The organism is Pedobacter sp. CAN_A7 (assembly GCF_015752175.1).
Taxonomy (GTDB): Bacteria; Bacteroidota; Bacteroidia; order Sphingobacteriales; family Sphingobacteriaceae; genus Pedobacter.
Genome location: NZ_JADOUW010000006.1, coordinates 36,736 through 61,219 on the forward strand (window position 1 = coordinate 36,736; position 24,484 = coordinate 61,219).

The 24,484-nt window shown below is 41.3% G+C and carries 25 protein-coding genes; 8 read left to right on the plus strand and 17 right to left on the minus strand.

Annotated elements, in window-relative coordinates; genetic code table 11:
• Positions 1–30: 30 nt before the first annotated feature.
• Both IWX76_RS17665 and IWX76_RS17670 read left to right on the plus strand, forming a co-directional pair.
• Positions 31–1,380 carry a Gfo/Idh/MocA family protein gene (locus IWX76_RS17665; protein ID WP_196861365.1) on the plus strand — a complete coding sequence of 450 codons (1,350 nt, stop codon included), beginning with the start codon at positions 31–33 and terminating at the stop codon, positions 1,378–1,380.
• Between the two features lie 27 nt (positions 1,381–1,407).
• Positions 1,408–2,499: a PmoA family protein gene (locus IWX76_RS17670; protein WP_334642140.1), complete on the plus strand. Its 1,092-nt coding sequence runs from the start codon at positions 1,408–1,410 to the stop codon at positions 2,497–2,499.
• Between the two features lie 285 nt (positions 2,500–2,784).
• On the opposite strand, the gene ahcY is transcribed toward IWX76_RS17670, so the two are convergent.
• The gene (ahcY, locus tag IWX76_RS17675; RefSeq protein ID WP_196861366.1) at positions 2,785–4,101 is read right to left on the minus strand and encodes an adenosylhomocysteinase; all 1,317 of its coding nucleotides are present in this window, start codon (positions 4,099–4,101) and stop codon (positions 2,785–2,787) included.
• A 536-nt stretch (positions 4,102–4,637) separates the two neighbouring features.
• Here ahcY and IWX76_RS17680 point away from each other — a divergent pair.
• Entirely contained in the window at positions 4,638–4,955 is a 318-nt protein-coding gene (locus IWX76_RS17680; RefSeq protein ID WP_196861367.1) for a hypothetical protein, read from the plus strand.
• A gap of 148 nt (positions 4,956–5,103) precedes the next feature.
• Positions 5,104–5,514: a BrxA/BrxB family bacilliredoxin gene (locus IWX76_RS17685; RefSeq protein ID WP_196861368.1), complete on the plus strand. Its 411-nt coding sequence runs from the start codon at positions 5,104–5,106 to the stop codon at positions 5,512–5,514.
• 221 nt (positions 5,515–5,735) lie between these two features.
• On the opposite strand, the gene IWX76_RS17690 is transcribed toward IWX76_RS17685, so the two are convergent.
• From IWX76_RS17690 to folP, 3 genes are all read right to left on the minus strand, one after another.
• A complete protein-coding gene (locus tag IWX76_RS17690) occupies positions 5,736–6,266 on the minus strand; it encodes an SRPBCC family protein (protein ID WP_334642141.1) in 531 nt (176 codons plus the stop codon).
• 95 nt (positions 6,267–6,361) lie between these two features.
• A complete protein-coding gene (gene cdaA, locus IWX76_RS17695; RefSeq protein ID WP_196861370.1) occupies positions 6,362–7,153 on the minus strand; it encodes a diadenylate cyclase CdaA in 792 nt (263 codons plus the stop codon).
• A 28-nt stretch (positions 7,154–7,181) separates the two neighbouring features.
• On the minus strand, positions 7,182–8,039 hold the full coding sequence (gene folP, locus IWX76_RS17700) for a dihydropteroate synthase (RefSeq protein WP_196861371.1): 858 nt from the start codon (positions 8,037–8,039) through the stop codon (positions 7,182–7,184).
• A gap of 55 nt (positions 8,040–8,094) precedes the next feature.
• On the opposite strand from folP, the gene IWX76_RS17705 reads away from it, so the two are divergent.
• From IWX76_RS17705 to IWX76_RS17720, 4 genes are read left to right on the plus strand one after another with little or no spacing between them, the layout of a single operon-like run.
• Positions 8,095–8,637 (plus strand): DUF1599 domain-containing protein, encoded by a 543-nt coding sequence (locus IWX76_RS17705; RefSeq protein ID WP_196861372.1) that lies wholly within the window; start codon positions 8,095–8,097, stop codon positions 8,635–8,637.
• A gap of 2 nt (positions 8,638–8,639) precedes the next feature.
• Positions 8,640–9,791, plus strand: a complete 1,152-nt coding sequence (locus tag IWX76_RS17710) for a BT_3928 family protein (protein ID WP_196861373.1) — start codon at positions 8,640–8,642, stop codon at positions 9,789–9,791.
• Positions 9,792–9,793: 2 nt separating this feature from the next.
• A complete protein-coding gene (locus IWX76_RS17715; RefSeq protein WP_196861374.1) occupies positions 9,794–10,849 on the plus strand; it encodes an ABC transporter permease in 1,056 nt (351 codons plus the stop codon).
• Between the two features lie 2 nt (positions 10,850–10,851).
• On the plus strand, positions 10,852–11,364 hold the full coding sequence (locus tag IWX76_RS17720; RefSeq protein ID WP_196861375.1) for a shikimate kinase: 513 nt from the start codon (positions 10,852–10,854) through the stop codon (positions 11,362–11,364).
• Here the strand turns inward: IWX76_RS17720 and IWX76_RS17725 are convergent, their stop codons facing one another.
• The 13 genes from IWX76_RS17725 to IWX76_RS17785 all read right to left on the minus strand — a co-directional run bounded on the left by IWX76_RS17725 (position 11,365) and on the right by IWX76_RS17785 (position 24,484).
• Positions 11,365–11,763, minus strand: a complete 399-nt coding sequence (locus IWX76_RS17725; protein ID WP_196861376.1) for an acyl-CoA thioesterase — start codon at positions 11,761–11,763, stop codon at positions 11,365–11,367. It abuts the gene before it with no gap.
• 44 nt (positions 11,764–11,807) lie between these two features.
• Positions 11,808–12,254, minus strand: a complete 447-nt coding sequence (locus tag IWX76_RS17730) for a DoxX family protein (RefSeq protein ID WP_196861377.1) — start codon at positions 12,252–12,254, stop codon at positions 11,808–11,810.
• 79 nt (positions 12,255–12,333) lie between these two features.
• Complete coding sequence (locus IWX76_RS17735; RefSeq protein WP_196861378.1) at positions 12,334–13,143, minus strand: tRNA pseudouridine synthase A; 810 nt, start codon at positions 13,141–13,143, stop codon at positions 12,334–12,336.
• 7 nt (positions 13,144–13,150) lie between these two features.
• Positions 13,151–15,103, minus strand: a complete 1,953-nt coding sequence (locus IWX76_RS17740) for a beta-N-acetylhexosaminidase (RefSeq protein WP_334642142.1) — start codon at positions 15,101–15,103, stop codon at positions 13,151–13,153.
• A gap of 64 nt (positions 15,104–15,167) precedes the next feature.
• Positions 15,168–16,577, minus strand: coding sequence for a D-alanyl-D-alanine carboxypeptidase/D-alanyl-D-alanine endopeptidase (gene dacB, locus IWX76_RS17745; RefSeq protein WP_196861379.1), 1,410 nt, complete (start codon positions 16,575–16,577; stop codon positions 15,168–15,170).
• 85 nt (positions 16,578–16,662) lie between these two features.
• Positions 16,663–17,652 carry an aspartate-semialdehyde dehydrogenase gene (locus IWX76_RS17750; protein WP_196861380.1) on the minus strand — a complete coding sequence of 330 codons (990 nt, stop codon included), beginning with the start codon at positions 17,650–17,652 and terminating at the stop codon, positions 16,663–16,665.
• A 69-nt stretch (positions 17,653–17,721) separates the two neighbouring features.
• Entirely contained in the window at positions 17,722–18,603 is an 882-nt protein-coding gene (locus IWX76_RS17755) for a sugar phosphate isomerase/epimerase family protein (protein ID WP_196861381.1), read from the minus strand.
• A 10-nt stretch (positions 18,604–18,613) separates the two neighbouring features.
• A complete protein-coding gene (locus IWX76_RS17760) occupies positions 18,614–19,501 on the minus strand; it encodes a hydroxypyruvate isomerase family protein (RefSeq protein ID WP_334642143.1) in 888 nt (295 codons plus the stop codon).
• Positions 19,502–19,507: 6 nt separating this feature from the next.
• The gene (locus IWX76_RS17765) at positions 19,508–20,746 is read right to left on the minus strand and encodes a nucleoside permease (RefSeq protein WP_196861382.1); all 1,239 of its coding nucleotides are present in this window, start codon (positions 20,744–20,746) and stop codon (positions 19,508–19,510) included.
• A 21-nt stretch (positions 20,747–20,767) separates the two neighbouring features.
• Positions 20,768–21,460: a 3-keto-disaccharide hydrolase gene (locus IWX76_RS17770; RefSeq protein WP_196861383.1), complete on the minus strand. Its 693-nt coding sequence runs from the start codon at positions 21,458–21,460 to the stop codon at positions 20,768–20,770.
• Between the two features lie 10 nt (positions 21,461–21,470).
• Positions 21,471–22,928 carry a Gfo/Idh/MocA family protein gene (locus IWX76_RS17775; RefSeq protein WP_196861384.1) on the minus strand — a complete coding sequence of 486 codons (1,458 nt, stop codon included), beginning with the start codon at positions 22,926–22,928 and terminating at the stop codon, positions 21,471–21,473.
• 35 nt (positions 22,929–22,963) lie between these two features.
• A complete protein-coding gene (locus tag IWX76_RS17780; protein ID WP_196861385.1) occupies positions 22,964–23,353 on the minus strand; it encodes a c-type cytochrome in 390 nt (129 codons plus the stop codon).
• A gap of 72 nt (positions 23,354–23,425) precedes the next feature.
• Positions 23,426–24,484 carry a sugar phosphate isomerase/epimerase family protein gene (locus tag IWX76_RS17785; RefSeq protein WP_196861386.1) on the minus strand — a complete coding sequence of 353 codons (1,059 nt, stop codon included), beginning with the start codon at positions 24,482–24,484 and terminating at the stop codon, positions 23,426–23,428.

Here is a 24,484-nt window from a genome sequence, read left to right on the forward strand (position 1 = left end):
TTTATTTCAAACTAAAGGTTGTAAATTTTTATGGAAAACAATTCAGAAAATTCTAGAAGAAGCTTTATCAAAAAAGCATCGCTCGTTACGGGTGTAATGGGTTTATCGGCTATGGGCATTAATGCCAAAAGTTATAGCCGGATTATTGGCGCAAACGACAGGGTTCAAGTGGGCATCATCGGTTTCTCTAATCGTTTTAAAGCCTCCCTGTTCCCGTCATTTATGGATCATTCCAAGAAACTAAATTTCGAGTTTGTTGGGGTATCTGATATTTGGAACCGCCGCCAGAACGAGGCACAGGCTTTTGTAAAAGCTAAAACGGGAAATAACATTAAAATTTACCGTAATAACGATGAATTGCATGCCGCAAAAGGTATTGATGCCGTTATTATCAGTACAGCAGATTTCCAGCATGCTTTAATGTCGGCCGAAGCGGTGCGTAACGGTAAGGATGTGTATGTGGAAAAACCGATGGCCGAAACCTTGGAAGACGCTAAAATTCTGTTAAAAGCAGTACAGGAAACTGGTAAAATATTGCAGGTAGGTTCGCAACGCAGAAGTGCACCTAATTACATTGCCGCCAATGATTATATCCAATCGGGCAAATTTGGGAACATCAATATGGTGGAGATGACCTGGAACGTTAACCAGCCGGGCCGCTGGCGATTGCCAAAACTGGTGAGTGAAATCCGTAAGGAAGATACCGACTGGGACCGCTTTTTAATGAACCGCCCTAAAGTAGCCTGGGATCCGCGTAAATATTTAGAGTACCGCTTATTCTGGCCGTATTCATCAGGGATCTGGGGACAATGGATGGCCCACCAGATTGATACCGTGCATTGGTTTTCTGGCTTAAAACACCCAAGAAGTGTAGCTGCCAATGGTGGTATTTATACCTGGGATGATGGTCGCACAAACCCAGATACGGTATCTGCTGTGATGGACTATGGTCCTGCAGACGATATGAAAAAAGGTTTCCAGGTACTTTATTCTTCACGTTTTACCAACTCAGCGGGTGGCACCAAAGAACTGTATTATTCTAATGCAGGTATGCTGAACCTGGATACCAATGAGGTAACCTCAGAAGGCGGACTGCTTGAAAACCATGCATCAGCTATGGGTATGAAGGCTAATTTATTAACCCCCTTCACCTTACCACATGCCACAAAAATGGAAACAGCAGCCAATACAGGTAGCGATCCGATGACTTCACTTCATATGTTAAATTGGATGCAATGTGTGCTTGACCGCAAAACACCGAACGCGTCTGTGGAAGCAGGGTACAATCACTCTGTTGCTAATATTATGGCTCGTACCGCAATGGAAACGGGTAAAAGGGTAACGTTTAATGATGCAACCCAGGAAGTAGTGGCCGGATAGTTTAACATTTAAATAAGAATAGATACCATGATTAACCCATATAAAAAATTAGGACTAATGCTGCTGACAGCCAGTGTATTATTAGGCGGCGCCGTTACACTAAGCAGTTTTAAATCCGTTAAGTTTAGTAGTCTTAATAAAGAAACTCGTTTTAAGATCACAGAAAATAAAAAACAGAAAAGGGTAGACATCACCATTGATGGAAAACCTTTTACTTCCTATATCTATCCGGATGAGCTGATGAAGCCAGTGTTATACCCAATCCGGACAGCAACAGGTACGTTGGTGACCAGGGGCTGGCCGATGGACCCGCGTCCGGGAGAACGTGTTGACCACCCGCACCATGTAGGCTTGTGGTTTAACTATGGCGATGTGAACGGCCTCGACTTCTGGAACAACTCTGTGGCCATCGCGCCAGAGAAAAAAAGTGGCTACGGTACCATTAAACATGTATCGGTAAACCAGGTGCTTGCTACAAATGACCGTGCAGAATTATCGGTCACCAAACATTGGCAGAAACCTGATGGTACAAACCTGGTTCGAGAAGAGGCTAAATATATCTTTACGGCCCAGGGTGGTCAACGCGCTATTGAAATGGTGGTAAAACTGACGGCTTTAAAAGCCGATGTGTCTTTTAAAGACAACAAAGAAGGGCTAATCGGACTTCGTGTAGCCCGCGAGCTGGAACATCCTTCAGATAAACCAGAAAAATTTACCGATGCCAACGGTCTGGCTACAGATGTGGCGAAGATGAACAATGATGGGGTTACCGGTGTATACCGCAGCAGTGAAGGTATTGAAGGTGATGCAGTTTGGGCCACCCGGGCCAAATGGATGAATCTAAATGGCAAGGTTAAAGACGAAGCGGTATCTGTGGTGATCATTGATCACCCGAAAAACGTAGGTTACCCGACTTACTGGCACGCCAGGGGATATGGCCTGTTTGCTGCCAATCCATTAGGCCAGAACGAGTTTAGTAAGGGAAAAGAAACGTTAGACTTTAAATTGAAAGCCGGCCAATCGGTGGTTTTTAAATATAAAGTACTGATTAACGCTGGCGCTAACCTGGGCGATCCACAGGTGCGTGAAGCATTTAATACTTTCTCTACTTCGAAATAATAAAATTAAAAGTTGTGTGTATGTTTGTAAAAGGACGTCTGAAAGGACGTTCTTTTTGCGTTTAAAAAGAAGCCTAAAAAACGGTCTTTAAGGAGGGTTTTTTATTCGCGCTTAGGGTGCATGAATTTGTGTTGTCTGAAAAATTTGCATGATGAAGGATATAATTGTAACCACTGTTCCTTAGCAGCTGTTGTTGACTTGTAACAAATTCGCCGTGCCTGCACAAAAAAAGGCGGATGCCCTTATTGGGGCACCCGCCTGATTTCGAGATTTAAGCTCTTATTTTTAGTATCTGTATGCGTCAGATTTAAAAGGACCTTCAACCGGTACCCCGATATAATCAGCCTGGGTTTGATCTAATACATCTAATTCTGCACCTACTTTAGCTAAGTGTAAACGTGCTACTTTCTCATCCAAATGTTTAGGTAATACATAAACTTTGTTTTCATAAGCAGCGGTGTTAGTCCACAATTCTAATTGCGCTAAAGTTTGGTTAGTGAAAGAGTTAGACATCACAAAACTTGGGTGGCCAGTAGCACAACCTAAGTTTACTAAACGACCTTCGGCTAAAAGAATCACATCTTTACCGTCGATGGTGTATTTGTCAACCTGTGGTTTGATTTCTACTTTAGTATCACCATAGTTTGTATTTAACCAGGCAACATCAATTTCGTTATCAAAGTGACCAATGTTACACACAATCACTTTATCTTTCATTGTTTTAAAGTGTTCTGCACGAACGATGTTACAGTTACCTGTTGTGGTTACCACAATATCAGCAAGTTTAACCGCGTTAGCGAATTTCTGAACCTGGTAACCTTCCATTGCTGCTTGCAATGCACAGATAGGATCGATTTCAGAAACGATTACTCTCACACCTTGTGAGCTTAACGATTCTGCAGAACCTTTACCTACATCACCGTAACCAGCAACAACAGCAACTTTACCTGCCATCATCACGTCAGTAGCACGACGAATCGCATCTACTAAGGATTCACGGCAACCGTATTTGTTATCAAATTTAGATTTAGTTACTGAATCGTTTACGTTAATGGCTGGGATATGCAATGTTCCGTTTTTCATGCGCTCATATAAGCGGTGAACACCGGTAGTGGTTTCTTCTGATAAACCTTTAATAGCAGCGATCAGTTCTGGGAACTTGTCGAAAACCATATTCGTTAAATCACCACCATCATCCAAAATCATGTTTAATGGCTGACGGTCTGGACCGAAATGCAATGTTTGTTCAATACACCAGTCAAATTCTTCTTCATTTAAACCTTTCCAGGCATAAACTTGAATACCAGCAGCAGCAATAGCAGCAGCAGCGTGATCTTGAGTGGAGAATATATTACATGATGACCAGGTTACTTCAGCACCTAGTTCAACTAAAGTTTCAATCAAAACTGCAGTTTGGATGGTCATGTGAAGGCAACCGGCAATGCGGGCTCCTTTTAATGGTTTCGATGGACCGAATTCTTCGCGTAATGACATTAGACCTGGCATTTCTGCTTCGGCTAATCCAATTTCTTTACGGCCCCATTCTGCCAGTGAAATGTCCTTAACTTTGTAAGGAACGTAAGTTGTCTCTACTGATGACATATTGATTATTGTTAAATGTTTAAATGATAGTCGGTTACAAGCAATGTGCAATGTTGTTTCACCTAAAAATGATGTGAATGTTCATTATGTCTGTTTCCTTTCACAAAATTACGCAATAGTTTGGCCAAAATCAAAGAGGGCAGTTAAGCTGTGGACATATGGTATACATTCTTGATAATCCTGATTTTCAAATGATATTCTAACCTTACATCCTTAAATTGGAAATTCATTGTATAGTTCACGTCCCAGCTAGGATTAAGATATAGGACCTTCATCTTGATGGATTTTCAATGGCATTAATCGTGATGATTTGTTCCTGCAATAGTTTCAGATTCGTAGTAAGAGTTCGTTATCTGGTTTCTAATAACGCTTTTGAATTGCTGGAAATAGAAAAAATGAACCGGCCGAAAGGCATAGAAAAAAAAAGAATTGTTTTTTCAAGTTTATAAATCCAAGTTCTTCAATAAAACGTATGTGTGACATGGTAACAGGTATTATTGAACCTAGAGACATAACAAACTAAACCTTAAGAATCTATGATGAATATAACGGAAGAGCAGATAAAAGACGTAGCGGAAAAGGAATTTATTAACACCCGGTTTGATGATTACGGTGCTGACTTAAAACCCGAGTTCTGCCAGTCCTTTATCCAAGGTGCCAAATGGATGCAGGAACAACTGCAACCAAAATGGAAAACGGTAACTGGTATAGCTGATTTACCAACGGATGATGAAAGTTACTGGTGTGATGTGAACGGTCAGGTAATACTTCTTGAAGCTGACCATATGAGAAGAGGTACTGGTTTAATTAACCGCTATACGCCGTTTATTAAGCCAGTACCACCTTCCTGGTAGAGTTTGCTAGTAGCAATCAGGTGGATAGCGGACTTATTACGTAATTTCCAGGTAAAAACTTTTGCAAATCTGTTCATCGTTTTGATGCTATGCATCAGTACAGTACCTTTGTATCTCAATTGAGATTAACCAACAAGAATTTAAAGATATGTATCCAGAATATTTAGTTGAACCTATGCGTGCCGAACTTACTAAAGTAGGTTTTGAAGAAATGAAAACGGCTGAAGACGTAGAAAATGCCATCAATACAGAAGGTACTGTATTTGTTGTAGTCAATTCTGTATGTGGTTGTGCGGCTGCAAATGCCCGCCCGGCTGCCAGACTTGCTGCTGCAAATGAAAAACACCCTACTAAACTGATCACGGTTTTCGCAGGTATGGAAAAAGAAGCAGTAGACAAAGCAAGAAGCTTTATGATGCCTTTCCCTCCATCATCACCAGCAATGGCATTATTCAAAGACGGTAAATTGGTTCATATGATTGAACGTCATCAAATTGAAGGTCGCCCGGCACAAATGATTGCCGATAGCCTGATTGGTGCTTTCGAACAACATTGCTAATCATTTAGCTACTCACCAAAAAGAGGTTGATCATTTATAAATGATCAACCTCTTTTTGGTTTAGTGCGACACTAGTCTGGCCCTCAAAGGGTACAGATTTCACGCATATTAAATCTATCATAAGTCCAAGTATTTTTCACGCAAAACTTGGTTTCAACTTGGACTTAACTTGGACTTAACCCGGTGGGAGGGATAACCGATGTCGAAATTAAATGGTCCACTTACTTGCCCTCCATGATAACTTTCAAGTTGCCCAATCCTACATCGAGGTCATTTGCAATGGAAGTTTTTACGTTCATCAATGGGATCATCAGGTTCATTGGATAAGGCATTTTACCAAAGAAACTCCATTTCACTTTTGTAGCAATGCCCTGGTAATCATCGGTCGTCATTAAACCAGCACAGGTGATTTTAAAAGGCCTGATAAAACGCAGTTCCGTTTCTATACTTTTTCCTTCCACTATTTTCGTGATTTCCTGCTCTCCCTGGCCAACATTATCTTGTTTGCTGTTCCATGCCGACACCGCACCTACTGTACCGTCATTGCCGCGGTAAACTTTTTCCATGGCCGGATCTAAATTGGCCCACTTACTAAAGTTGTCCTGGTTTTTAAGGTATTTGATATAGTTATACACTTCCTGTCGCGGCTTATTGATCACCACTTCACGTTCTACCACATATTCTTTATTGATAAACAGGGCAGCTACCAGTGCCAGAACGATAATTCCAATGAAGAGGAATAGTATTGCCATTAAGATTTTCATGGGTTGTATTTTGGTTGTATTTGGTTAGTCGAATTTAGACAATTAAAAGGTCATAAAAACAACCAATTTAGCATAAAGCCACACTAAAAATCCTTGTTTAACAATTTCTCCAGTTCCCCAAAAGATACGTTCATACGCACCCTGCCTTGTTTGGCGTAGGCAATTTCCCCTGTTTCTTCGGAGATGATGACCGCAACGGCATCCGTATTTTCAGAGATTCCGATACCCGCCCGGTGACGTAAACCAAATTGTGGTGGTAGTTTATCGTTTTCTGTTAAGGGTAATATACAGCTGGCACTTTTGATTTTATTTTCTGCAATAACCACGGCACCATCATGTAGTGGGCTGTTTTTCTGAAAGATACATTCTAACAAACGTTTAGATATTTTAGCATCAATCACTTCACAACTGTTGGCAAACAGCTGGTCGTCATAGAATTTAACAAATACAATCAACGCACCAGTTCTGGACTTTTTCATGCTTTTACAAGCATCGATAATAGGTTTAATACGCAGGAGGTTATCACGGTCGATGTCTTTTTGGCCAAACAGGTAACCCCACCAGGCTTTATTTTTTTGGAGGAAGGTATTTTTGCCAATGAGGAGTAAGAACCGCCGGATTTCGGGCTGGAAGATCACAATTAAGGCAATGATGCCCACACTCATAAACTTGTTGATGATGGTAGACAGCAGGCTCATGTTTAAGGCATCTACAACCACATAGAGGATTAGAATGATGAACATTCCCAGCAATAAATTAACGGCCAGGGTGTTTTTAATCAGACTGTACACGTAATAGATGAGGATAGCCACAAATATGATGTCGACTACATCTGTGATGGTTACCCTTAAAAAATCAAAATCAAAGCCTTTCATTATCGCCAAGTTAGCAAATTATTGTAGATTAAGCCTGTTGCATTTTTTGTACAAGCGCTACACATTCAGCGGCTTCTTTCACATCATGCACCCTAAAAATATTTGCACCTTTAAGCAAGGCGATGGTATTTAATACCGTAGTTCCGTTTAAGGCTTTTTCGGGCGTGGTACCTAAGGTTTTGTAAACCATCGCTTTTCTGGAGAAACCCACCAATAGGGGTAAACCAAAGATGTGCAGGTCGCTCATTTCCTGTAATAGCTTATAATTGTGGGTTGCATTTTTTGCAAAGCCAAAACCAGGGTCCAGTATAATATCTTTAACCCCTAATGCCTTCAATGCCACTATTTTCTTTTCAAAATAGCTGGCCACTTCTAAAGTGATGTCCTCGTAAAATGGATCTTTATGCATGGTTTGGGGAGTGCCTTTCATGTGCATCAGGATGTATGGAACCTGCAACCTCGCAACCATGTCAAACATGGTTTGATCAAGTTCACCACCAGATATATCGTTGATGAGATGTGCACCGGCTGTTATACTGTGTTCTGCTACTGAAGCGCGGAAAGTGTCAATGGATAAAATTGCTGCGGGAAAAGCTTTGCTAATGGCTTCAATAACCGGAACCACACGATCAGTTTCTTCTGCCGTGCTTACTTCAGCAGCCCCAGGCCGGGAAGAGTAACCGCCGATATCAATGAATTTTGCACCTTCCTGAAGCAACTTGTCAGTCTTTTGAAGGGCCATGTCTACTGTGGCGTTCCGACTATCAGAGAAAAAAGAATCGGGTGTGATATTAACGATTCCCATGACCGATGGGGTACTTAAATCAAGCAGCTGGCCTTTGAGGTTAAGTGTAGTCTTTCGGTTTAAAAATGTATCTTTATCCATTGTTAAGTACAAAAATACAGTATAAAACAGCTTTAAACTAAATATTTTAATTGTTTTGGCAGCAAACACCTCACAAGAATACGACGCCGTTTTAGCGGTTTGTAAATCGCTTTTTATAAAGAAAACGAATGATTACGGTACCGCCTGGCGAATCCTCCGGCCGCAATCAATTACCGATCAGTTATTTATCAAAGCACAGCGAATCCGTACGCTGGAAGAGAAAAAAGTTTCAAAAATTGATGAAAGCATCACCTCAGAATATATTGCCATTGTTAACTATTGTGTAATTGCCATGATGCAGTTGCAGCTTACGGAAACTGATCCATACGAATTGGACAGTGCCGTGGTGGAGAATCTTTTTGATGGGCAGGTGAGGACAACCAAACAATTAATGATGGATAAAAATCATGATTACGGCGAGGCCTGGCGCGATATGAGAATAAGTTCGCTAACAGACCTGATCTTGATGAAAATTTTAAGAGTAAAACAAATTGAAGATAACCAGGGGGCTACGCTTGCCTCTGAAGGTGTGCATGCAAACTACCAGGACATGTTAAACTATGCAGTATTTGCACTCATCAAACTTAAAGTTGCCTAGTTATGAATAAGATAGTTTTAAACTTTGCCAGGATATTTGTTGGTGTACTCTTTATTTTTTCTGGCTTAATTAAGGCCAATGATCCGCTTGGTTTTGGCTATAAACTACAGGAATATTTTGAGGTTTTCCACATGCCTTTCCTAAGTGGTTTTGCCACCGGAATTGCCATATTTTTATGTGTACTGGAGATTGTTTTAGGTGGGTTATTGTTACTGGGCCTTTGGAGCAAAAAGGTGACTACAGGCTTGCTGGGCATTATTGTCTTCTTTACCTTCCTGACCTTTGTTTCTGCCGTTTTTAAAGTAGTTACTTCTTGTGGGTGTTTTGGCGATGCCATTCCATTAACGCCTTGGCAATCGTTCATGAAGGACATTGTACTCCTGGTGCTGATCGTTTACCTGTTTATTTACCGCGATAAAATTAATCCTCTGGTTCAAAGTGTGAAAGCACAAAGAGCATGGCTAGGATTTTTACTTGTTGGGTCCCTGGCCTTTTCTTTAGTGACCTATAGTCGCCAGCCATTTGTCGATTTCCTGCCTTATAAAGTAGGGGCAAACTTGCCGGAGCTCATGAAAATACCTGAAGGTGCTGTGCTGGATGAGTACCTCATTATGTATAACCTGGAGAACAAAAAAACAGGAGAGAAAAAACAGCTTTCTGATAAGGACTACCTGAAAACAGAAATCTGGAAAGATGAGAACTGGGAAATCGTGGGCGACCCGGATAAAAAGCTGGTTAAAAAAGGATTTGAGCCAAAGATTAAAGATTTATTTATCAGCGATGCGTCGGGTACTGATTATACCAAAGAACTGATTGAAAACCCTTATTATAATTTGGTTATTGTGGCTTATAACCTGGGTGACACCAATGAAAAGGCTTTGGCAGAACTGAATGTGATTGCATTTAAAGCAGCCCAGGAATACAATTTGAGAACGGTGTTGCTCACTTCTAACTCCGCCCAGGATGCTGATGCGCTGAGCAAAAGAATCAAACTTTTTGCTGAAGTGTTTTATGCTGATGCCGTGCCGCTGAAGAGTATGGTTCGTGCAAACCCAGGCTTGCTATTATTGAAAAACGGCACCGTCATTAATAAATGGCATTACAACCAGGCACCTTCTTTTGAGGAGCTTGCTAAACAATATTTCGATAAATAATCATGTTGTCCTACGCCATCAAAAAGCTTTTGTATGGCCTGGCCGTTCTGGCTGGTGTAATTGTAGTGGTATTTGTTTTATTTAATATTCTGCCGGGTGATCCGGCAAGGATGACCATGGGTCAGCGTTCTGATGTGCAGTCGCTGGACGCCGTGCGTAAAGAGTTTGGTTTGGACAAGTCTAAACCGGTACAGTTTTTTTTGTATGTCAATGACCTATCCGTTATCGGTTTACATGAAAATACTGTTGCTGCACAAGAGAAGTATGGTTATGTAAAAGTATTTAGTATTGGGAAGGATGTGGTTGCTGTAAAATGGCCATACCTGCGCCGGTCATATCAAACCAAACGTAATGTCACCACTATTTTAGCGGAAACTGTACCCAACACCTTTATACTGGCCTTATCAGCCATGCTATTTGCTACTGTGATTGGCGTGCTGTTGGGGGTGGTTTCTGCCGTTCACCGGGATACCTGGATCGATAAGGCGGCAAATTCTTTTGCCATCCTCGGTATATCTGCACCATCTTTTTTTGCTGGTATTATCATTGCCTGGTTTTTTGGCTTTGTATTGAGTGACTACACTGGTTTAAACATGTCGGGTAGTTTATACAGTTACGACCCCTTTGAAGGTGAAGTGACCACCTGGAAGAATTTATGGCTACCCATGTTTACGCTGGGCTTAAGGCCATTAGCAGTTATTGTACAGCTAACCCGTAGTGCCATGCTTGATGTTTTAGGCCAGGATTACATCCGTACGGCCAGGGCAAAAGGTTTAGATCGGCTTACCATTATCTACAAACACGCCTTAAAAAATGCCCTTAACCCAGTCATTACAGCAATTTCTGGCTGGTTTGCCTCTCTGCTGGCAGGGTCCTTTTTTGTGGAATATGTATTTGGCTATAATGGCTTAGGTCGTACAACCGTAGCTGCATTAGAAATGTCGGATTTTCCAGTGGTTATGGGTTCCATATTATTCATTGCCTTTATATTTGTGCTGGTCAATATTTTAGTAGATGTATTATATGCCTTTGTTGATCCGAGGGTAAAACTGGCTTAATCATGAAAATATTTTTAATAGGATTTATGGGTTGCGGAAAGACAACCATTGCTAAAAAGCTGGCTACCCGCTTAGCCTATCAATTGGTAGATCTGGATCTGGAAATAGAAAAGGCATTAGGACAAAGCGTGGCTAGTTATTTTGCAGAACATGGGGAAGCAGCTTTCCGCAAACAAGAAAGCGACTTGCTGAAATCTTTTCCTTATGCAGCGCAAGCGGTCATAGCCACCGGAGGTGGGGTGCCCTGCTTTTTCGACAACATGGAATGGATGAATGCCAATGGCATTAGCGTGTACATCGAAATGCCGCCTGTAGCTTTAGCCAAACGTTTAGCAGGTGGCAAAGCCAAGCGACCATTAATTAAAGATTTGGACGAAGCCGGTTTAATCAGCTTTATTGAGCAAAAGCTTCAGGAACGGGCTGGTTTTTACGAAAGAGCACAGCTTAAGGTTAATGGAATCAACCTGACGCCAGAGGGGCTGCATACACAGCTACTTACTCATGTAACCGTATAATTAATGGTTATCGCCTAAAAACTGCTCTTCGATAAACTTAATTTTTGTTTTGCCGTGAGCTTTTGGATTCCCATACTCATCTACATTGACAAAGACCATTTTGTCGATAGTAAGAATACTTTTACGGGTAATTTTGTTGCGGACTTCGCAGCGCATGGTTAAAGAGGTGTTACCAAAATCTATAGCGGTGATGCCCATTTCAATGATATCGCCTTGCCTGGCCGAACTTACAAAGTTAATCTCGGAGATATATTTAGTAACCACATGATGATTTTCTAATTGCACAATAGCATATATAGCAGCTTCTTCATCTATCCACCTTAATAAACTACCCCCGAAAAGTGTTCCGTTTGGATTTAAATCTTCTGGTTTTACCCATTTTCTGGTATGGAAATTCATAATCTATTTTTATGCAAATTTACCGAATTCCCACTTGCTGAATCTCATTTTAATTTCCTTTTCATGGATTGATCTACCGACAATGGGCCGGAGCCAACTACCCAGAACACGATTAATAACAACAAGACCAGTACAGAAAGCCAGAGCTCAGAATTAAGCATACTAAACCCTTTGCCAAGGTTTACAAAGAAAATGGCACAAAGCAGAATGGGAATTTGAATAACTGCAGCAAAGCGTGTTAGCAGGCCTATGGCAATTAACAAGCCGCCAACAAGGTGTACAAAGGCCACAATATGAATAGCGAGGCTGGCCATCATGCCGGAGAAGCCGAAAACATTGTTTTGAAAAATCAGGTCTTGTGCGGCCTGGTTATTACTAATCAATGCAATGCCTTTAAAAAAGATGAGCAGGCCCAGGGCAATGCGAATCATGTCGAGCCATTTGGTTTTATGTTCATCTCCCCAATGCTCAATTTTATTTACAACATTCATAGTAAAACCTTCATTTTAGCGAAGTCCTCTATTAAAGTTATGTAATAAGATCTATAATGTCAAGTAGTTAGATGGATCGTTACACGCCTTTCCACAGCTGCTCATCCTGGTTTGGCAAGATCGAAGAAAAGGAGAAACGGGGTGGTAAATTTAAATAGGGGTATACCACTTTAGAAAGGTATAAACCTTGAGGGTGTGCAGGTGTGATGAGTTTCGGTGTGACCTTACTAATCAGGTGGCCTTCAAATTCATCGACGCTAAGTTCATTTGTTCCGATCTTGAGCAACTGGCCCATGATGATCCTAATCATTTTGCCCAGAAAGCGGTTAGAAGAGATCTGGAAACGGATACGTTCGGCATTATCATCGATGAGCAGGTTGGCTGATTTTACATAACACAGGGTATGTTCATATTTATCAGGACTAGTGCAAAATGCCCGGTAATCGTTGTATTTGGGTAACAAGGCCACTGCCTTTTTCATGTTATCGAGGTTTAAGTTTTCTAACAGATAGTAAGAACTTAAACCATTAAGGAAAGGGTTTTTATACGTATGGAGGAAGTAATCGTAAGAACGCAATACGGCATCAAAGCGGGCATGAGGCAGTCCTTCCATCGCAATGATATCATAAACCGCTATGCTGGGTGGCAGTATCTTATTAAGGCGAAAGGCCAGGTCGTAATCCCAGGTTTGCTCCAGGTCTACATGGAAAAAGAACTGACTGGCATGCACCTGTGCATCTGTACGGCCGCATCCGTTTATAGTAACAGGGGTTTTAAACACCTGAGTAAATGCTTTTTCAAGCACACCCTGTACGTTTAAAACCCCTGGCTGTATTTGCCAGCCCGCAAAGTTTAATCCATGATAACTGATGTGAACAAAATACCTCAATGTGTTATTATTTACTTGCTCTTTTTTTCAATTCTTCAATAGGCATGGTCAGCATGCGGCCAACGGGTTCCTTGCCTTTATAAGTAATAACGCGCAATTGGGTGGCATCTTTTGGTGGCAACAACCTTTCTGTATATTTCGGGTAAAAACGATCCGGATACGAGTTATCAAAGCTATAATAAATGTCCAGTCCTTTCACCTCTGTAGTCAGTTCGATAAGAAGTTGTTTGTCGGCTGATCTGGTTGCTTTAAAGATCGGATCGTATACACTTGGCGCATATTTAGTCTCCGACATGTCCAGGCGTTTAAAATGCTGTTCCACTTTAGGGAAGAAAGTTTCCCAGTTTTTCTTTTCTTTCGGCGACCAAACGGATTCTGCAATGGCCATGGCTCTTGGCCAGGTCATGTATTCGGCCTGACGGATGTTGTAAATTTGCTCTGCCCACAGGTTTGCCTGCCCACCTTTAATGTATTTAGCGTCTGCACCTGCAGGTATTGGGTCGAATTCATAAGATTTGCTTAAGCGTAAGCTGGCGTATACCTTAGGTTCGAACATCACATCGCTCTGCATGTAATCCAGGTAGGCGTAGGTTGTAGGACTCATGACCACCTCATGTTTTTTATGGGTAGCTTCAATGCCGTATTTAACACCTCTCCAGCTCATGATGGCTGCATTAGAAGGAATATCACCGTCCAGAATCTCGTCCCAGCCTATAAATTTCTTGCCTTTAGATTCCACCATTTTCAGCACTCTTTTTTCAAAGTAGCCCTGTACCTCGTCCATGTTTTTCAACCCTTCTCTTTTCATTAAAGCCGCAATAGCTGGGGTTTTTTGCCAATAGTTTCTTGGTGCTTCATCGCCACCCATGTGGATGTATTCAAAAGGAAATAATGCTGCAACCTGTGAAATTACAGTATCCAGAAATTCGTATACTTTTTCATTAGCAGGGCAGAGGGTGTTATCAACCAATGCAATTGGCGGTGCACCCCGCGACCAGTCCATGATCTTCTCTCCTGAACGTACCTGGTATTTCTCTGCGCCTGGTGTGCATGACAATTCAGGGTAAGCGGCAATAGCAGCTAAACTATGGCCAGGTACATCTATTTCAGGAAGGATGTCTACAAATCTTTCCTTTGCATAAGCAATGATTTCTTTTAAATCTTCCTGCGTATAAAATCCACCGTAAGTTCTTGGCTCATCTGGTGTTGGCGGAATAAAGTCGCCAAAAGTGCCCACTTTTTTAACGCTCCAGGCACCAACTTCGGTAAGTTTAGGCAGACCTTTAATCTCAATCCGCCAGCCTTCGTCATCAGTTAAGTGTAGGTGTAAAACGTTGTATTTATAGCGAACCATCGCATCGATATATTGTTTAACCTCATCTTTGGTAAAAAAGTGGCGGGCCACATCAAACATCAAACCACGCCAGCCTACACGTGGGTAATCGGTGATTTCTACACATGGTGCTTTCCACTCGATGTCTTTCATCACTTCCGCAGATTCTATTTCTTTAGGGAAAAGTTGGATTAGGGTTTGCACACCATAAAATAACCCGGCAGCTTGATTAGCTTTAATAACAATTAACCCTGGGGTAACTGATAATTGATAACCTTCGTTACCAATCTGCGTGTTTACTTTACTGTTTAAGACTAACCTGATGGTTGGTTTGCTTGCTGGAGTATTGCTGCTCGATACAAAGTATCCGGTTGCTGCAGAAAGTTTTTCTTGCAGGTGGTCAACCACTGCTTTCATTTCTGGACCTGCCTGGATGGTAATGTTTTCAGGCAGGACAAAATGGCCACTGCTTTTACTTATGGATACAGGTTCAGGAATGATGGCAATCTCCGGTGGATAAGCCATGATAGACTCTGCTGTAGTATTACTATTAACCGTCGTCATTTCCTGTGCACCGGCCTGCGTAGCAAGCAGGGCACAAAATATAATTGGAATAATTCTGTTCATGGTAAAGAGGTAGTTTTATTTGTGTGCTGCAAGATATTAATAATATTCTTAACAGGTTTAATGCTTACTTTAAGGCATCAAGCGTCTTAAAAAGTTTCTTATTGATGCCTGAACCGGTGTAATTGTTAATGTTAATTACCACCACATATTTTTTGCCTGCAGCATTGGTGTAATATCCGGCGTATGCTGATACATCTTTAATACTGCCACTTTTTAACTGCATGCCGTTGTTAATGGGGAGTGATTTATAAAAATCAGCAAACCAGTCTTCTTGTTGTGCATGAAACAGGATGCTAGCCATTGCGTAACTGGTTACCCGGTTGGCCGGCGACAAGCCGCTTCCATCAATCATATTCAATGCATTTTTATCCAGCCCCTTTTTTGTCCAGTAGGTAATCAACTCTTCTATTCCATTTGCTGTTGTTGCCGGTTTTCCAGCTTTCCAGGCCAGGGTTCTAATCAGGTTTTCTCCATAAAGGTTAATGCTTTTCTTGTTAAACCAGTATATGATTTCACTTAAAGAGGGGGAGGTGATTGTATTTAATTGCTGACTTACCACTGGAAGTGGGAGTTTATCTGCCAGGAGTTGTCTGCTGGTGGTTACTTCGCCTGCAGTTATTCCCAGGCGTTTCAAAGTGTCCTGCAAACGGTAAGCGGCATCATACGCTGGATCCGGTAAAGCTACAGAAATTCCAGATTTTTGAATACCCAAACCCCAGGTGCCTCTTAGGTAGGCAATACGCGATAACGGTGGTAAAAAAGCATAAGCATTATCGCCAGTACCCTGGGCACCGGTAGTCAGTTCATTTACTACCTGTAAATAAGGCATGGCTGGCACTACGCCCGTAAGTGATACCGCTTGATTTTGCCTTGTATTTGCCCTTAGTTTGATGTCAAATTGATTCTCCCGCCAGCTTAAGGCTGATGGGGCGGCCCCATAATAATTGCCCATATCCTGCCAGGTCCAACCTTCAGGAGTAGCGCTGCTGCCCCAGGCACCGTCGTCACCAATTACACGACCGTCTATTTTATTGATCCCTGCTTCTTTAATTACTTTAACCCATTGGTTTAACACCATATTTTCCTTTTGCTGCGCATATCGGGAGGAGCCCAGGGTTGGGTCGCCGCCACCAATAATAATCAGGTCGCCTTGAAGCACTCCATTATTCACTTTTCCACTATAGGCCAGGGTGGTTTGATAGCGAAAATCTTTACCAAGCAAACTATAAGCAGTGGCTGCAGTTATGGTTTTAAGTGTAGAAGCGGTCGCCAGGCCGGTATTTTCATTTCGGCCAAAAACTATTTTTCCTGTATTAGCGTCTAGTACACAAAGGGAAGTCAAGGCATATTTAGCTTGCGGATCGTTACTGAGTACTTGAAAGGCCCTGTCTAGTTTTTGTTCAACGGTTTGTCCAATTCCATGCAGGGATATCATGCTTAAGGAAAGTGCAAAGGCCAGGTGTTTTATTTTCATGGTAGGCGCATTTTAGTCAAAAAAAAATGTGATGTACAAACGGTAAATTACCGCCTGAACATCACATGAACTGAGTATTGTTTTATTAAATTAATTCTGTTCTCAATAAGTATTCTGCAATTTGTACTGCATTGGTTGCAGCGCCTTTACGAAGGTTATCTGCAACGATCCACATATTTAAGGTGTTTGGTAAAGATTCATCACGTCTGATACGGCCAACAAAAACTTCGTCCTTATCATGTGCATGAATTGGCATTGGGTATTTAAGATTGGCAATATCATCAACAACAACAATACCTTCTGTTCTATCCAAAATTTCCCTAACTTCTGTTACATCAAACTCATTCTCAAACTCTACGTTTACAGATTCAGAGTGGCCTCCCATTACAGGAATCCTCACGGTTGTAGCCGTAATTTTAATGCTTTCATCACCCAGAATTTTACGGGTTTCCAAAATCATCTTCATCTCTTCTTTGGTGTAACCATTTTCCTGGAATACATCAATCTGCGGAATCACGTTTAAATCGATCGGGTAGGCGTAGGCCATTGGACCCTCCACACCTTTACGTTCATTCATCATTTGTTCTACCGCTTTTACGCCAGTACCGGTCACCGACTGGTAAGTAGAAACAACTACACGTTTAATTTTATATTTATCGTGAAGTGGTTTTAAGGCCACCACCATTTGAATGGTTGAACAGTTTGGGTTGGCAATAATTTTATCATCGATTGACAAAACATCTGCGTTAACTTCTGGAACGATCAGCTTTTTTGCCGGGTCCATACGCCATGCTGAAGAGTTGTCAATGACAATGGTACCAGCTTCTGCAAAACGAGGAGCATGTTCCAAAGAAGTTTCACCTCCAGCAGAGAATAAAGCGATATCAGGTTTCATTGAAATCGCAGTATCTATATTTACCACAGCAAACTTCTTACCCTTAAAAGTGATTTCTTTGCCTACACTCTTTTCTGATGCAACCGGAATTAATTCGGTTAACGGGAAATTACGTTCTTCTAACACTTTTAACATAACAGTGCCTACTAAGCCAGTGGCACCTACTACTGCGACTTTCATTGAATAATTCTGTTCTAGATTTTAAAAATTGATAACTTATATTCTCAAATATGATGAAAAAATCCCTACTTAACGTACTAATTCAGTGTTGATATAATTAAAACTGGTTTTAATGCTTTCATATGGATCGATCTTGAAATTCTCCTGCTCCAGAAAAGGGTATTCTAATCCGGCAAGTTTTGCGTCTTCAAATATCTTTTTGTAGTCGATACTTCCATTTCCTATTTCAGTGTTTAACGCTTTATCTCCCTTGTCCATATCTTTAACATGCCACATTGGGAAACGCCCAGGATTTTCTGTGAATAATTTTTTAGGATCGTTTCCAGAACGCATTACCCAGTATAAATCAAGTTCGAACTTTACCAGGTTTGGATCTGTTTCTTTTAACATCACCGCATAACCAGTTGTATCGCCATGCTTCTGAAACTCAAAATCATGATTATGGTAAGCTAATTTTAATCCGGATGCTTTACAAAGTTCGGCCGCCTGGTTTAATTTCGCAGCTACTGATTTATATCCGTCAATGTCTTTTCTTAAGGCGTCGCCTAAGTAAGGAACGGTGATGTATTCACTACCAATCACATTGGCCGCATCAATAAATGCTTTTAAATCTTCCGTATCTCCGTCAGTAAAGAACTTGTCCAGACCATAATGACCACTTGGTGCCGTTAAGCCATTCTCTGTTAGCAGGCTTTTGAAGTCTGCTGGCGAAAGTCCCCAGAACTTTCCTTCTACCGAGTAACCGTAGGTTTCAACTTCGTTATATCCTAATTCAGCTACTTTTTTGATTACTCCTTTAACGTCCTTTGGTAACAAATCTCTTAAAGAATAGAGTTGTATACCTATTCTTTTTTCTGCTGCTCCTGCCGGGCTACAGGCAAAAGAGGGCATTAAAATTACACCTGCTGCTGCAAGGCCTGTTAGTTTGATAAAATTTCTTCTCGAATTCATGGCTGTTAATTTAGATATCGCAAATGGTTACCGCAGTTCTTAAGGACTGTAGTTTATCTTTTTTAATGGGAAGAAACTCCTGTGCAACAAAGCCTTTAAAGCCAGTTTCATGGATGGCACGCATGATTGCAGGGTAATTTAGTTCCTGATTTTCCTCAATTTCATTTCTGCCGGGAACTCCCGCTGTATGATAGTGAGCAATGTACTCATGGCTTTTTCTAATGGTATTGATTACATCGCCTTCATCAATTTGCATATGATAAATATCATATAACAGTTTGAAGTTAGGAGAGCCAAGTCTTTTTGCAAGCTCCACACCCCAGGCCGTCTTGTCACATTGATAATCCTTATGGTTAATTTTGCTGTTTAGCAACTCCATCACTAACACCACTTTGTGTTCTTCAGCCAATTTGATTATTCTCTTCAAGCCAGTGACACAATTGTTCCATCCGGTCTCGTCATCCTTGCCACGGCGGTTCCCGCTGAAGCAGATCAGGTTGGTGTAACCCGCTGCGGCAACTTTAGGAATCATTTCTGTATAGTTTTTAACCAGCGTATCATGAAACTGCGGATCATTAAAGCCATCTACCAGGTTAATCTCCGCCCCATTACACATGGTGGAAGTTAACCCGTGTTTTTTTAAGGTTGGCCAATCTTTAGGGCCAACCAAATCAATACCTTTAATTCCCATTTTACTGGCTTCCTTGCATAAGGTTTCCACATCCATGTCAGGAAAACACCATTGACAAACTGCATGGTTAATATTTCCTTTCAAAGGGGCATGAGCAGTTTTTTCAACGGAGGTGAAACTTTGTAGCGCACCTGATGCGCCTAAGGCGACTGTACCCATGACTATATTTTTTAGGGCAGTTCTTCTGCCATTATCTTTGTCCATCATTTTAAATTATAATGCTGCCTCTTTAACAGCAGAATCCTTGTCGTTAAAGAACACCGTAAATAGTAAGAAAACTACTGCTGCAATACCAGCTGGAATAATCCAAATCATTCTCCAATCAAATGAGCCATCGGCAAGTTTGTAGGTATCGGTAATCATGCCCGCAACTTCAAAACCAATTAACATACCTACACCATAAGTGGCTAAGGTAATTAAGCCTTGAGCAGAACTTTTGTACTTATCGCCAGCTTTAGAATTTGTATAAATCTGTCCGGATACAAAGAAGAAATCATAACAAACACCATGAAGTGCGATACCGATGATGAGCATAAAACTTAAGTCAGACGCATTTCCATAAGCAAACAATGCATAACGCACTGCCCATGCAAGCATACCAACTAAAATAGTTTTCTTAAAGCCGAACCTTGAAAAGAATAGTGGAAGTAACAATAAAAATAAAGCTTCAGAAACTTGTCCTATCGCCATTTTACCCGTAGGGTTATCCATACCTGAACTCGTTAAGAATGGATGTGCATTTTGGTAATAAAAGGCTAATGGAATACAGATTAGAATAGACGCAATGAAGAAAATAGCAAAGTTTTTATCTTTAAGCAATTTTAAAGCATCTAGACCTAGAAGTTCTGTAACCTTTACTTTTTCACCAGTAGGTACTTTAGGTGGCGTTTTAGGCAAGGCAAAACTAAACAAACCTAATATCAATGAACCAATTCCGGCCATTAAGAAAGTGTTTTTCAACAGTCCTGAAGTGGTACCTTCAGCTGAATCCCAATGAAAAACAAAACTTATCAATAATCCTGCAACGATCCAGCCGATGGTGCCCCAAACCCTGATGGTAGAAAATTCCTTCTCAGGATCTTTCATTTGGTTAAAGGAAACCGAATTGACCAATGCCAGGGTTGGCATAAACAAGATCATATACGATAACACATATGGATAAAAAAGAGAAACATCAGTAGCTGTATACATTTGGTACATTAAAACGGCACCAATCAAGTGCAGCACGCCCAGAATCTTTTCAGCATTAAAAAATCGATCGGCAATCAACCCTATGATAAATGGGGCGATAATAGCACCCCAGGATTGTGTAGAGAAAACGGCAGCCGTTTCTCCACCAGAAGCACTCAGGTTGTTGCCAAGAAATGTTCCCAGGGTTACAAACCAGGATCCCCAGATGAAAAATTCCAGGAACATCATCCCTGATAGTTTAATGCGGTTGTTTAAATTCATATTTGTTTAAATTTTTTATTGTTACAGCTCTTTAATGGATATATTTCGGTACCAAACTTCATCACCATGATCTTGCAAAGCAATTTTGCCAGATTTAAAGGTGCCATAGTTTTCCCATTTCGCGAATTTGCTTCCTGCAATCAGACTTTTCCAGTTTTCATCCCATAGGGTGGTAGAAACTATTTTAACATCGTTCAGTCTGAATTCCAACTGACCATTGTTACTGATCACGTCAACCTTATTCCATTCGCCTACAGGTTTTACCGGTTCGCTGCTGCTTTTGATCAAATCATATAAATCGCCTGAGCGGTGTTTGTTAATTTGACCATCTTTATGACCTTCATTATCCAATACCTGCATTTCTAGTCCGGTACTGTATGGCTGGTTATACTTTTTAGCATCTTCATGTACAAAAAGCAGTATTCCACTGTTGGCTTTTGGCGCTACTTTCCATTCCAGCTTTAAGTGGAAATTACTGTACTCTTTATCAGTTACAAGGTCACCATCGTCATTTTGTTTAGCTGTTGGATCTAGATGTAGGGCACCATCTTCCACTTTCCAGCCGGCACCAACGGTAGTTTTACCGTAGCTGTGCCAACCTGTAGTTGTTTTTCCATCAAAAAGTTTCGTCCAGCCTTTGTCGTTTTGTTGTGCTCTTGTCGAACAACCGCTAACTACAGTTAGTATAAGTGCTGAAAATATATAATTCTTCATTTTATTTTGGTTAAGCCCCTAAAGTCCATCCTTTACGGTATTCACGTTTAACATACTGGTTAACATCATCAAGATTCGTAATTCTCATGTTGTCGTTATCCCACAATAGTTTAATGTTTCTGCCTGGATAAGTAATTTTACCCGATTGATCCTTACGCTGTACATCAACACCCCTTATAGCCAGGTTGGCCATCAATAATGCTTCTGTTAAAGGACCGGCAATTTCAAAAGGAGAGCTTAGTTGTTGTTTGCCAAAACCGGCAATACTGGCTTCTACCCATTGTGCATAATGGCCATCGGCTCCGCCTTTAACCCTTGCCAATCTTTCCGGAACTTTAATGTCGTTATTGCGGCTCAAAGGAAGTAAACGTGGGTTAGCACTATAAGTACTCGCCATCATTTTCCCTTTTGTACCGATAAATAAAGTGCCATTTCCACCGTCGCCGAAAACTTCATTTGCTTCCAGTTCTTCTGGTCTTTCCGGCTGTATACCTCCATCCATCCAGTGTACGACTACATCTCCCTGGGTTTTATCTGTTTTTGGGAATTTTAAAGTTACATGACTAGAAGGAGGACAACTATCCGGGAAATAACCTCGTTTAAATTCATCAACATATACAGAACCTACACTAGCCTCCACTTCACTGGCATATTTTAGGTTTAACACACTGAAAGGTGCCTCTAGCAAGTGACATCCCATATCGCCTAATGCTCCGGTTCCATAATCCCACCAGCCTCGCCAGTTGAAAGGAACCAATTTATCTACATAATCTTTATAGGGTGCTGTACCTAACCAAAGGTCCCAGTCTAATTCTTTCGGTACAGGTGCTTTGTTGGCAGACCATGGAATTCCTTGTGGCCATACGGGTCTGTCGGTCCATGCATAAACTGTATGAACGTCACCGATCAAACCTGCATCATACCATTCCCTCATTTGGCGGGGTCCATCGTTTGATGCACCTTGGTTTCCCATTTGGGTAACTACTTTATATTTTTGAGCTGCGGCTGTTAAAGCCCTGGCCTCATAAATATCATGGGTAAGTGGTTTTTGAACATATACATGTTTACCCAATTGCATGGCTGCAAGGGTAGTAATAGCATGGTTATGATCTGGTGTAGATACAGAAACCGCATCAAAGTTCTTACTTTCCTTATCAAACATTTCACGCCAGTCTTTATAAAACTTAGCTTTAGGAAATGCTTTTACAGAAGCTGCCGCCCTGCGGGTATCCACATCACAAAGAAACCCAATGTCTGCTTTTCCACTTTTAAAGAAACTTGCAATATCAGACTGCCCTTTTCCGCCGACACCAACGCCTGCAACTATCAAGCGATCACTAGGTGCTAAAAATCCTTTTCCGCCTAAAACATGACGGGGTACAATCATAAATGCTGCCGAAGCAACGGCCGCAGATTTAATAAAAGATCTTCTGCTTGCTGCGTTTTTATCTATACCTGGTTTTTCCATAACTTATATTTGGTTTAAGTTGATTAATCAGTGATTTATTCTTTAAGTGATAAAATGTATCTTGCCATTTCTTTGGCATCATCTGGAGCTATAGTCGGGTGGGGTGTCATAGGAACTTCTCCCCATACGCCTTGTCCACCACTAATGATTTTATCGGCCAGGTAATCCACGTTTTTGTCGTTCATTTCGTATTTCTTTGCCACTTCGACATACGCTGGGCCAACAACTTTCTGTGTTTTATTATGGCAACCAATACAGTCAGAAGTAGCTATTAATTTCTCTCCTGGCAACATTGGGGTGCTTGAAGCAGCTGGAGTTGTAGATTCTGTTGCTGCGCTGCTATCTTCGTTGGTTTTTGAGGAATCCCCTCCACACGAAGCCATCGCTAATGTTAAGCAGCTTAATATTAATAATGTCTTTTTCATTTTTATGTTGTTTTTTTAACGGTAATGAAGCTTTAAGATCAACAATCGTTGCAACCACTTCATTACCCTGTTTTAATTTGTTATGCCTAAAATGGTATTGTTAAAATCGTCATTTCCACCCGAAGCGGCAAAGTCGTCAAAAGCACGTGCTGTAACCGGAATAATGTGGTTTTTTATAAATTCCACACCTTCTTTTGCGCCCGTATTGGAATCTTTTATGCAGCATTCCCATTCCATTACTGCCCATCCTTTAAAATCATACTGGCTTAATTTGCTGAAGATCGTTTTAAAATCTACCTGCCCATCACCAGGTGAGCGATAGCGACCAGCGCGGTTGGCCCAGCTTTGGTAACCACCAAATGTTCCTTGTTTACCTGTTGGGTTAAATTCAGCATCCTTTACATGGAAAGCCTTGATGCGCTCATGATAAAAATCTATATATTGTATATAGTCTAATTGTTGTAGTACAAAATGCGAAGGGTCATAAAGCAGACAAGCACGAGGGTGGTTATTTACTTTTTCCAGGAACATCTCGTAAGTTTCACCGTCAAATAGATCTTCTCCCGGGTGGATTTCATAACACACGTCAACACCATTGGCGTCAAACTCGTTCAAGATTGGTAACCAGCGTTTTGCAAGTTCAGTAAAACCTGCTTCAACTAGTCCTTCCGGACGTTGTGGCCAAGGGTGGAACATATGCCAAAGTAAGGAACCACTAAAAGTAGCATGTGCATTTAAACCTAAGTTTTTAGAAGCCTGAGCGGCATATTTCATTTGTTGAACGGCCCATTCTGTTCTAGCCTTTGGGTTGTTGCGGTAAGCCTCTGGTGCAAAAGCATCAAAAGCAAGGTCGTATGCCGGGTTAACGGCAACAAGCTGTCCTTGTAAATGGGTAGAAAGTTCTGTGATTTCCAATCCAAACGATGCTACTTTTCCTTTCAGTTCTTCAGCGTAGGTTACGCTTTCTGCTGCTTGTTTAAGGTCGATAAAACGACTATCCGTTGTAGGCACTTGGATGCCTTTAAAACCCAGGTCGGCAGCCCACTGGCAAATCCCTTCCAGTGTGTTGAAAGGGGCCTCATCATTAATAAATTGCGCTAAAAATACTGCTGGTCCTTTGATTGTCGTCAT